Source organism: Noviherbaspirillum sp., from assembly GCF_036563305.1.
Taxonomy (GTDB): Bacteria; Pseudomonadota; Gammaproteobacteria; order Burkholderiales; family Burkholderiaceae_D; genus Noviherbaspirillum.
Window position 1 is genome coordinate 527,338 of record NZ_DATCMQ010000014.1, and the last position, 10,443, is coordinate 537,780.

At 65.0% G+C, this 10,443-nt stretch carries 8 protein-coding genes and 2 pseudogenes; 1 reads left to right on the plus strand and 9 read right to left on the minus strand.

The genetic code is table 11. The features are described from left to right. Position 1: 1 nt before the first annotated feature. Positions 2-475 (plus strand): DUF2214 domain-containing protein, encoded by a 474-nt coding sequence (locus VIM12_RS15235; protein ID WP_331942504.1) that lies wholly within the window; start codon positions 2-4, stop codon positions 473-475. Here the strand turns inward: VIM12_RS15235 and VIM12_RS15240 are convergent. From VIM12_RS15240 to VIM12_RS15280, 9 genes and pseudogenes are all read right to left on the minus strand, one after another. Beyond that, complete coding sequence (locus VIM12_RS15240; protein WP_331942505.1) at positions 438-1,883, minus strand: ABC transporter permease; 1,446 nt, start codon at positions 1,881-1,883, stop codon at positions 438-440. The two genes, VIM12_RS15235 and VIM12_RS15240, sit on opposite strands and share 38 nt — an antisense overlap. Next, the gene (locus VIM12_RS15245; protein ID WP_331942506.1) at positions 1,880-3,316 is read right to left on the minus strand and encodes an ABC transporter permease; all 1,437 of its coding nucleotides are present in this window, start codon (positions 3,314-3,316) and stop codon (positions 1,880-1,882) included. Before VIM12_RS15245 ends, VIM12_RS15240 begins: the two co-directional genes overlap by 4 nt. Next, positions 3,313-4,050 (minus strand): ABC transporter ATP-binding protein, encoded by a 738-nt coding sequence (locus VIM12_RS15250; RefSeq protein ID WP_331942507.1) that lies wholly within the window; start codon positions 4,048-4,050, stop codon positions 3,313-3,315. Before VIM12_RS15250 ends, VIM12_RS15245 begins: the two co-directional genes overlap by 4 nt. Before the next feature lie 22 nt (positions 4,051-4,072). Next, complete coding sequence (locus VIM12_RS15255; protein ID WP_331942508.1) at positions 4,073-6,238, minus strand: TonB-dependent siderophore receptor; 2,166 nt, start codon at positions 6,236-6,238, stop codon at positions 4,073-4,075. A gap of 320 nt (positions 6,239-6,558) precedes the next feature. Further along, on the minus strand, positions 6,559-6,981 hold the full coding sequence (locus tag VIM12_RS15260) for a VOC family protein (RefSeq protein ID WP_331942509.1): 423 nt from the start codon (positions 6,979-6,981) through the stop codon (positions 6,559-6,561). 194 nt (positions 6,982-7,175) lie between these two features. Next, positions 7,176-8,365, minus strand: a pseudogene (locus VIM12_RS15265) (acetyl-CoA C-acyltransferase family protein). 79 nt (positions 8,366-8,444) lie between these two features. Continuing rightward, entirely contained in the window at positions 8,445-9,146 is a 702-nt protein-coding gene (locus tag VIM12_RS15270; RefSeq protein ID WP_331942510.1) for an ABC transporter ATP-binding protein, read from the minus strand. A gap of 1 nt (position 9,147) precedes the next feature. Continuing rightward, entirely contained in the window at positions 9,148-9,912 is a 765-nt protein-coding gene (locus tag VIM12_RS15275) for an ABC transporter ATP-binding protein (protein ID WP_331942511.1), read from the minus strand. After that, positions 9,909-10,443: pseudogene (locus VIM12_RS15280) on the minus strand (branched-chain amino acid ABC transporter permease); the annotation flags it as partial. The pseudogene VIM12_RS15280 and the gene VIM12_RS15275, both read right to left, overlap by 4 nt.

Here is a 10,443-nt window from a genome sequence, read left to right on the forward strand (position 1 = left end):
GATGACAGGATTTTTGCAAGCAATTGCCGGCTGGTCCGGCGCGGTCTTCTTGCAGGAATACTGGATTGCCTATCTCGTTGTCAATGCAGCCCACATCCTTGGCATCGGGCTACTCCTTGGCGCGATCCTGCCGCTCGATTTGCTTCTATTGCGTGCAAGGCACGCACGGGATCTGCCGGTCCTTGGACCCTTTCTTGTACGTGCTGCGGCAACGGGCGCCGCGCTCGCGGTGACGACAGGGCTTTGGCTGTTTTCGGTAAAGCCGATGGAGTACGCAGGGAACCGGGCTTTCCTCTTCAAGGCCGCGCTGCTTCTGCTGGCAGCCTGCAACATCGCACTCCAGCATCGCGGCGAGGGCTTCGACGCCGCCCTGCGCAGCGGCCGGCCATCGGCGCGAGTGCGTATCCTGGTCGCCGCATCCGCCGTCCTTTGGCTCTCTATCCTCTTCGCCGGCCGCTGGATAGGTTTTGTCTGAAACGAGGTGACCGGGCGCTGCGCTTGCATCCTCGGCCAGCCGGCCGCTCCGGGTTTCCACCCAGTGCACGTATTGCCCCGGCCGCCGCCGCCAGGGAAAGCACAAGCGCCAGCGCCAAGGCAAACAATGCCTGCGCATGCGGCGTGCCGCCGGACGGACGACGTTCGTAAGCGGGCAGTTGCCTGAAGTCCGCCTCCCCGAACCGTCGTTCATTGAAGAAGTAGGGATAGAAGTAGTGGCGGAGGCGGCCGTGAAATTGACGGATACTCTCCTGGTACGCAAGCTGCGCATGCAGGTCCGTGTCCGCCATGCGGTGCAATCCCACCTGCGCGGCCGCGGCGGGAAGCAGCCATCCTGCCAGGCCCGTCCACCGCTCGCGCATGCGCAGACTCTCCGCATACGCATGCACGAGCGGTTCAACCGCCTCGTCACCAGCCTGGTGCATCGCGTAGTACCACTTCCAATGGAAGCGGCCGGTCACGGGTGTCGTATCGCGCCATTCCGGATGCGAGCGGAAGAACTTCGCAAATGTCGCCGCCTTCGGCGCATCCCAGCCCTGATGTACTTCCTGCCGTTGCGCCATTGCAAGTTCCACCCCCTTGCCCGCTGGGACGAGCCGGGTGATGGCAGCATTGGCCAGCGCAGGCAGCAGGAGCGTGAGACACACGAAACACGCCAGTGCTGTCGTGGCGGAGGCCACCGAGGACCTGGCGCGGGCACCGATCAGCATCGACAAGGCCGCCCAGAAACCGACATACAGCGCAGCGATCAGAACCACTCCGCCAGCCGCCTGCCAGCCGCTCCTCGCCAGCGCGATGCCGACCAGCGGCGGCAACATCAGCGGGATCAGCACCAGGCAGTATCGCAGCCACGCCCGCATTATCCATGGGCGGCCGGGCTGCACGGGCAGCGACGTCATGAGACGCAGGCGCCCGCTCTCCCTTTCTGCGGTGACCCAGTCATGCATGAGGACGATGATGAACAGTGGCGCCAGGTACACCAGAACAAAGGCGAAGTCGAACTTCCCCGGAAGGGCAAGTTCCGGGTTCACGGTTTCGGACTCGTAGAGCTGGGAATGCAGGCCAAGCAGCCGCACGCGGACAGCCGCCGGCAGCAGGTCACGCTGGCCCCAGGCCAGGAAGGACAGCGGAGGGGGGGGATCCGAGGTGAGGTGGAAGGCATAGTACGCGAAGTATCCGGCGTCGCCGTCATTTGCATAGCGTGCCTTGACTGCTCCCAGGTCCTCCTGGTGGACAGCCATGACCCGGGCGAGGGCTGCATGCTGCGCTTCCATCGCCCGCATGCCGCTCCAGACCGACAGGGTCGACAGGACGAACAGCGCCACGATCGCGAGTGTCGTAAGCCGGGAGTGCGCGACCAGGCGCCACTCAAGCATCAGTCTTCTCATTTGTGCAGTCTCCCCAGCCGCCAGGCGACGATGGGCAGAACCGGCACCAGCAGGATCAGCCACAGCAGGATCGCCGACAACGCCGGCAGGGCATGGCGGCGCATCACCTCGTCCCGGTCCGGCGGAGTGAAGGAAAACCGGGGCAGCGATTGCCAGTACGTGTGGCTGATGCGCTGGTCGCGGTCGTTGTGGAGCCGTACATGGCGGGCATGGAGGTCGTTCAGCGCCTGGATCAGGTTGTACCGGTACTTCTCGGCATCGCCGAGAAACCGCTCGTGTGTCTGCCGGTCCGTCCCGGCAAGGGACATCGACAGGCGACGCAGCGCAATCACCGGGCTGACGAGGCCGAAGGCATCGACAAAACCGCTTTGCGCTTGCTGCCGCCGGAAAATGTCCTGCATGTGCTGGTCAAACAGTTCGCTCGTCAGCCGCTCCCCCTCCTTGAGCAGCAGGCCACCATAGTTCACCGGCAGATCCTCCACCGCCTGCACGCCGTACTGCGCCAGTACCTTCTGGCGGAACTCCCGGAAGTAGGGATCGTCGGGATTGTGGCTGTCGCCGATCTGCGCGAGCGCCTTGTGGACGGCGACATCGGTTTCAATGCGGGTGGGCAGTTCGATGCGGGCCGCGGCGAAGTCGGGCAATATGCGCGGCAGCACGATGACGAGCGCTGCCCAGAGACCGAGCAGCGCCAGCAGCGCATCTCTCGCCCTGGGCACCACGCCCGAGACACCTACTGCCAGCGCCGCCCACAGCAACAGGTAGAGGGCGTAGCCGACGATCATCAGGAGCGCCTCGATGCGGCTTGCGGGATCGAGCACGGCTATGGCGGCCAGTGCCAGCAGCGCCGGCGATGCAAGAATAATGGCGAGCGCCCCGTGTCCGGCAAGTTTGCCGCAAAGGATGCGCGCAGGAGAAACGCCCTGGACAAGCAGCAGGCGCAAGCTGCCCCGCTCGCGTTCGCGGGTGATGCAGCCGAATGCGAGGAAGGCGATCAACAGCGGCAGCAAGGTCTGTAGCACGAATGCGGGCGTCGGAAGGCCGAGCCTGAGTAGTACCGACGACTGACGGGCGTCACTGAAGTTCGCCGTATTCTGCCGGTGTCCTTCCAGATAGAGCATGTGCCCGGTGTAGGCGTCGACACCCGTGTCGAAGAATGCGAGCGGCGTCAGCGGCCGGAATACATAATGCCCGTAGTGAACGACCCGGTGCGGATGCCGGTCAGGCTGCGCCTGCCATTGCTGGTCGGCCGCCGCCTGGTAGCGTTCCCGGTCGGCTTCCACGGTGCGGCGGTGCTCGTAGCCGACCACGGATGCCGTCAGGGCCAGCAGCAGTCCCAGCATGAGTGCAACCAGCGTGACCCGGTTGCGCCACATGGCGCGAAGCTCTTCGCCGGCAATGCGTGCCACGCTGGACAGGAAGGAAACGTTCATTGCTGTGTGCTCCATCCCGCATACCGGCGGTAGAGGCCGTCGATGTCGAACCTGCCGGGTCCGGCTGCGGCCAGTTCTTCCACGATCCTGCCTTCGGACAGAAAGCCGATGCGGTCGGCGACCTGCGCGGCGCTCAAGAGATCGTGCGTCACCATGAAGACCGCCTTGCCCTCGCCTCTCAGGTTGAGCAGCAGGCGGTTCAGGTCACCGGTGGCGCGCGGATCGAGTCCGGTGTTCGGCTCGTCGAGCAACAGCACCGGAACCGAGCGCGCCAGCGCCAGGGCGATCGCGACCTTCTGGCGCATGCCTTTCGAATATCCGGCCAGACGCCTGCCCCAGGAGGCGGGATCCAGGCCCGCTGCTGTCAAGGCCCGTTCGATAGTTGCCCGGTCGGCGCTCCGAGGATCGATGAGCCCAAGGAAGTAACGCAGATTCTCCTGTGCGCTCAGGTGCTCGTAGAGCACGACGTTTTCCGGCACATAGGCCAGCTTCAACCGCGCAGCACGCGGATCGGCGGCAACGTCGATACCGCATACCCGGACGCTTCCCGAGCGGGGCGGCAGCATGCCGAGGAAGGCATTCATCGTCGTCGACTTCCCGGCGCCGTTGCCGCCGAGGAGCGCATAAATCTCGCCTGCTTGCACCCGCAAGTGCAGGTCGCGCAACACGGGGCGCTCGCCGTACCCGGCGCGAAGATCGCGGGCTTCCAGGGCCGCGCCATCATGCTTGATCATATTTCTCTCCCCTCGTGGCCGATTAGAACTTCGCTTGCACGCCAAGCACGACGGTGCGCGGCGCGCCCGGCGTGACCCAGGTGCGCTGGTAGGAGCTGGCATACCATGTCTTGTCGAACAGATTGTCGATATCGAGGGAAAGGCGCAGCGCCGGGCTGATACGCCAATAGGCGCTGGCCCGGACGGTGGTGTATGACGGCAGTGCAAATGCTGCCTCGCCGCCGTCGGCTTGAGCCTGGGTACGCGCCTCGCCAAGACGGCGCCCGCTGTATGCGAGGCCGCCGCCGAGGCCGTAACGCATACCGTTCATCAGGGCGTCCTCGTACATCAGCAGCAGGCTGCCGCTCAGCCTGGGCACATTGAGCAGGCGGCCGCCGACCTCAAGCAGATTGTCGCGTCGCACTTCGGCATCGATATAGGCCAGGCTGGCATTGATACGCCAGTGCGACGAGAGTTGCCCGGACAGGTCGAGGTCGAGTCCCCGGCTGCGGACTTCGCCCGTCGCAATGGAGAAGCCGGCATTCAAGGGGTCGGACGTGAGCACGTTGCGCTTGGCGATGCTGAACACCGCCAGGGTGGCGCCAAGATCGCGTGCCGCGTTCTCCCACTTTGCACCCACCTCCAGGGCGGTACCCGACTCGGGGTCGAACGCGGCGCCGGCCACCCCGGTCCCGCTGTTGGGGCGGAAGGATCTGCCGGCATTCGCAAATAGGGTCCAGTGCGCATCGGCGAGGTAGCTGACGCCGATCCGCGGCGACGCGGCGTTCGGGCTTTGGCGGGTGCGCGCGCCCGTCCTCAGGTTGTGTACGGACTGCGTGTTCCGGTCAAGACGAAGTCCGCCAAGCAGGCGCCATTTCTCGCCGAGATGAACGGTGTCCTGCAGGTAGAACGCGAGGTTGTCCTGGTCCTCGGCGGTGTGCGTATTGGGAAGCAGCGCCGGCTGTGCCTGCCCGTAGACCGGATTGAAGATGTCGATCGCGTAGGGCGCGGCGGCCGTCGGACTTGCCCGCAACATCCTTTGCCTGAGATCGAGACGCCAGGTTTCAAGCCCCGCGAGCAGTTCGTGGTCGAGCCCGGCCGCGTTGACGCGGCCCATCAGTTCCGCCTGCAGGCTGACGTCATCCGATGCGTAGTCACGGTAGCGCCGCTGACGCCGCAATGTCCTCTGGTCCGGTTGCAGGGCGGGCTGCGGCTCGGTCGAAAAACCGGCGAAGGTTCCGCGCTTGTATGAGATGCCGACGCGTCCCAGCCAGGCAGCGGACAACGCATGCTCGAGAACCAACTGATGCGTCTGGTTCTCGACGCGCACATCGCCGTCGGCCGGTTCCCCGAGAAAGCGCACGCGCGGCACGGCGCCGAGGCGACCCCCGACCGCGGCGACACCGCGATCCAGCGGCGTGCGGTGCCTTAGCAGTTCGGCGGTGTAGTCGAGCCTGGTGGCCGGCGCCAGTTTCCAGGTGAGCGCCGGCGCGAAAACGGTACGCCGCGCATCGATGTGATCGCGGAAGCTGCCACGATCTTCCACGGCCAGGTTGAGGCGATAGGCGACGCTTTCACCAAGCGGTCCGCCGCTATCCAGCGCGGTGCGATAGAAGTCGTGGCTGCCGGCATGGGCCTCGACCGAGTGCGCCGCTTTCCAAAGGGGCTTCTTGGTGACGATGTTGACTGTGCCGCCGGGCTCGCTCGCGCCATAGAGGGCCGCGGACGGCCCCTTCAGGAATTCAATGCGTTCCACGTTCGCGGTGTCCCGCGGGGCGTTGTAGCCGCGGTTGGCAGTGAAGCCGTTGAGCAGCATCGGCATGCCGAAGTTGGGGTCGCCGCTCAAGCCACGGATGGCGACGTTGTCCCACAGGCCGCCAAAATTGTTTTGCGCGGAGATCCCGCCGACATAGGCGAAGGTTTCATCAAGGCGGGACGCGCCGAGATCCTGCATGCTCTGCTGGCCAAGGATCCGTACCGATTGCGGCAGTTCGCGCAGCGGCAGCTCGGACTTGGCGCCGGACGCTTCGTTGCGATAGTAGCTGCTTCCGGCGCCTGCGCCGACAACCTCGACGGTGGGCAGGACCGTTTCCTGTTCGGCGTGCCGCGACGACGGGCCTCCCTGCGACTGGGCGTGAGCCAAAGGACTTGAGGACGCAAGGAGGGCCGCGAGGACGTGCAGCGCACGCCATTTTTCTTGTATTTGCATGGCTTCAGGGCGAAGTGGGTAGACGTGGCAAGCCCATGGCGGCGGCGAGGGCGCTATCTGCAACTAAGTTGCATATTTATGCTAATGCAAGTTCGGAATATTTGCAACATAGTTGCAATCTTAGGGCGTGGATTCAGGGTGGCGGGAGCGTACCGCGTCTTCTGCAACAACGCGGCAGCGGGGATCAGGTGACTGGAGGAGAAGATTGTGCGTAGCCCTGCCGGCACGGCTGCGTCGGCTTCCAGCCGACCGCTGCCGAACGGAAGGCCAGGAGGCGCACGGCAGAAGCTGGGCTGCCCTCACCGAAACAGCCCCTTACGCTACTCGGCGGGAAGCATCTCCGGATTGAACACCACCTCCCAGAGATGTCCATCGGGGTCCATGAAATACCCGGCGTAGCCGCCATAGAAGGTATCCGCCGCAGGCTTGACGATATGCGCGCCTGCCTTTCTCGCCTGTTCCATGACGGCGCGGACCTCATCCCTGGACCGCACGTTATGACCAATGGTCAGGCCGGATCGGCAGCCGTCCTGCAGAGGAAGTCCTGTGTCCGCGGCCATGCTCTTCCGGGGCCACAAGGCGAGCTTGATGCCGCCATGAAGATCGAAAAAGGCGACAGCGCCATTCTCGTATTCGGCGCCGACGATGCCCGCTGTCGCCAGACCAAGGCCATCGCGGTAAAACGCCACCGCGCGGTCAAGATTGTCCACGCCAAGGGTAAGGACCGAAATTCTGGGCTGCATGACGTTCTCCGCTGTATAGCCTGATGACGCTGCCCGGTTCGCATCGGCGAAGAGGCTGCGTCAAGTCACCCCTCGAGACCTTGCGCCGGATGACACCGCCAGCGCGATCCGACACCGATGCGGAACCGTACCGGGGTGGCCAGCCGGCTGCCTGCACGCTGCAAGCAAGCCGGCCGGCGGACGGTCCCTGCCGGCTACACGCGCTCGAAGACGGCGGCGATGCCCTGCCCGCCGCCGATACACATCGTCACGAGTCCGAATCGCTTCTGCGTACGCTGCAGCTCATACAGGCATTTCACCGTGATGATGGCGCCGCTGGCGCCGAGTGGATGGCCGAGCGCGATCGCGCCGCCGTTGGGATTGGTCCTGGCGGGTCCAGGTCCAGCCCGCGGCAGACGCCCAGCGACTGGGCGGCGAAGGCCTCGTTGGATTCGATCACGTCCATGTCCGCGAGGCGCAGCCCGGCACGCTGCAGCGCCAGCTTCACGGCGGGGATCGGACCCGTGCCCATCAGCGAGGGATCGACGCCTGCCACCGCATACGACACCAGCCGTGCGAGCGGCGCAAGACCGGCGCGCGAGGCGGCGCCCGCTTCCATCAGGACCACGGCAGCGGCGCCATCGTTCAGGCCGGAGGCATTGCCTGCGGTGACCGTGCCGTCTTCCTTCCGGAAGGCGGGTTTCAGCTTCGCCAGCGCTTCGGCGGTGGTGCCGGCCTTCGGGTGCTCATCCGTGTCGAACAGGGTCGTGCCCTTGCGTCCCTTGATCTCCACCGGAACGATCTGCTCCTTGAAATAGCCGGCCTCGATCGCCGCCAGGGCCTTGCGCTGGCTTTCCGCGGCAAAGGCATCCTGTTCTTCGCGCGAGATCTTGTACAGCGCGGCGACATTCTCCGCGGTGATCCCCATGTGGCCGGCGCCGAACGGGTCCTGCAGCGCGCCCAGCAGCATGTCGAGCATGCTGGCGTCGCCCATGCGCGTGCCCCAGCGCGCGCTCTGCATCACGTAAGGCGCGCGGCTCATCGTTTCCACCCCGCCGCCGACCGCGATCTCGCCGTCTCCCAGCTGGATGGCGTTCGCCGCCGACACGATCGCCTGCAGGCCGGAGCCGCACAGCCGGTTGAGCGTCAGCGCCGCCGATTCCTTCGGCATGCCCGCGTTGATCCCGGCAACCCGCGACACGTACATGTCGCGCGGCTCGCACTGGATCACGTTGCCCAGGACGATCTGCTGCGCGGCTGCCGGATCGACGTTCGCACGGCGGAACGCCTCCCTGACGGCGAGCGTCGCCAGCTCAGAGGCCGGCAAATCCTTGAGCGTGCCGCCAAACGTACCGATCGCCGTGCGCGCTGCGCCGACGACCATCACTTCCCTCTTGTTGTCCATTCCACAATTCCTTGTTCCGTATCACGAAAAACCTGCGTTCTCCCGGTCCGGCGGACCGGGTGCTTGCCGGGATGCGGTCCTACACTTCCAACCACTCCTTGCGCACAGCAGCATTATTCCGCAAATCGTCGGGCGTGCCTTCAAATACCACCGCGCCGTGCCCCATCACGTACACGCGCTGCGAAATTTCCATGGCGATCGCGAGTTTCTGCTCGACCAGCAACACCGAGATGCCGCGGTTCTTCAGTTCCAACAGGTATTCACCGACCAGTTCCACGATCTTCGGCGCCAAGCCTTCGGTCGGCTCGTCGATCATGACCAGGTCGGGGTCGCCCATCAGGGTACGGCACAAGGTCAGCATCTGCTGCTCGCCGCCGGACAGCACGCCGGCCGCCGTATGCTGGCGTTCCTTCAGGCGCGGAAACATCCGGTACATGTCATCGATGCGCCAGCGTGACTTCTTGCCCTTTTTCTCGCCCAGCACGAGGTTCTGCTCGACGGTGAGGGTCGGGAACACGTCGCGGTTCTCCGGCACGTAGCCGAGGCCGCGGTGCGCGATCTCGAAGGCCTTCAGGCCCGTGATCTCCTGCCCCTTGAAGCGGATCGACCCCTGCACGTCGACCTGGCCCATGGTGGCCTTGACCGTGGTGGAGCGGCCGACGCCGTTGCGCCCCAGCAGGCTGACGATCTCCCCCTCGCCCACGTACATGTCCACGCCGTGCAGCACGTGGCTCTTGCCGTAGAACGCGTTCAGGCCCTTGATCTCGAGTATGGGTGTCATGCTAGGCCGCCTCCACCGGTGCGTGTCCGCCGAGGTAGGCGTCCTGCACCTTCTTGTTGCTGCGAATGTTAGTCGGGGTGTCGCAGGCGATCACCTCGCCGTAGACCACGACGGCAATCCTGTCCGCAAGGCCGAACACCACGCTCATGTCGTGTTCGACCATCAGCAGGGTCTTGCCCACCGTGACCTTGCGGATCAGCTCCACCGCCGCATCCGACTCGGAGCGGCTCATGCCGGCGGTGGGCTCGTCCAGCAGGATCACGTCGCAGCCGCCGGCGATGGTGATGCCGATTTCCAGGGCGCGCTGCTCGGCGTACGTCAGCAGGCTGGCCTGGGTGTCGCGGCGCCGTTGCAGCCCGATCAGTTCCAGCACCAATTCAGCCTGCTCGTGCGCGTCCTTCAATCCATTGAGCCGGTGCCAGAACGAGTACTTGTAGCCGAGCGACCAGAGCACCGCGCAACGCAGGTTCTCGTACACCGACAGCCTGTGGAAGATGTTGGTGATCTGGAAGCTGCGCGAGAGGCCGCTCCGGTTGATCTCGAAGGGTCGCAGCCCGGTGATGCTTCTTCCGTTCAGCAGGATGTCCCCGGAACTGAACGGAAAGCGGCCCGAGATCAGGTTGAACATCGTCGACTTGCCGGCGCCGTTCGGGCCAATGATCGCCAGCCGCTCGCCGCGCGACACCGCGAGATTCGCCCCGCGGATGATCTCGGACTTGCCGAAGTTCTTGCGTACATCCCGGAGTTCGAGTGCAAACGCGTTCATGCCGCCCCCTTTCGAATCTGCTCTTCAATCTCTGCATTCACTTCGCCCCACACCTGCGCAAACCCGTGCCGCGTCCTGCTAAACACGATTCCCGCCACGGTCAGCATGACCAGCGCCACTGTCCACGGGGTTGCAGCAACCGTATCGACCGTGACGCCGAACAGCCGCATGACGGTGCCGTTGGCCGATTCCAGCGTCAGGTGGTAGAGCATCTCGATGGCCATGACCGCCCCGGCAAAGCCGGCGAGCGCGGCGGCGGACACGCCGGCCAGGTGCGGCAGCAGCCGGCGGAACTTTCCGAATTGTGCAACGCGTGCGTTCATCATGATGATGCTCGCAATGCCGCCGGGCGCATACATCACGATGATGATGAAGAAGATGCCCAGGTAAAGCTGCCAGGCCTTGGTGAAATCCGACAGCATCACCGTCAGGAACACGCCGATGATGGAGCCGATCATCGGCCCGAAGAAGAAGCCGACGCCGCCGATGAAGGTGAACAGCAGCACCGCGCCCGAGCGGATCGCCGAGACG

Excerpts from the sequence above, each read along its gene's own strand:
- VIM12_RS15240 (WP_331942505.1), bottom strand. The coding sequence starts at position 1,883 with ATGAGAAGACTGATGCTTGAGTGGCGCCTGGTCGCGCACTCCCGGCTT.
- VIM12_RS15255 (WP_331942508.1), bottom strand. The coding sequence starts at position 6,238 with ATGCAAATACAAGAAAAATGGCGTGCGCTGCACGTCCTCGCGGCCCTC.
- VIM12_RS15245 (WP_331942506.1), bottom strand. The coding sequence starts at position 3,316 with ATGAACGTTTCCTTCCTGTCCAGCGTGGCACGCATTGCCGGCGAAGAG.
- VIM12_RS15250 (WP_331942507.1), bottom strand. The coding sequence starts at position 4,050 with ATGATCAAGCATGATGGCGCGGCCCTGGAAGCCCGCGATCTTCGCGCC.
- VIM12_RS15275 (WP_331942511.1), bottom strand. The coding sequence starts at position 9,912 with ATGAACGCGTTTGCACTCGAACTCCGGGATGTACGCAAGAACTTCGGC.
- VIM12_RS15235 (WP_331942504.1), top strand. The coding sequence starts at position 2 with ATGACAGGATTTTTGCAAGCAATTGCCGGCTGGTCCGGCGCGGTCTTC.
- VIM12_RS15270 (WP_331942510.1), bottom strand. The coding sequence starts at position 9,146 with ATGACACCCATACTCGAGATCAAGGGCCTGAACGCGTTCTACGGCAAG.
- VIM12_RS15260 (WP_331942509.1), bottom strand. The coding sequence starts at position 6,981 with ATGCAGCCCAGAATTTCGGTCCTTACCCTTGGCGTGGACAATCTTGAC.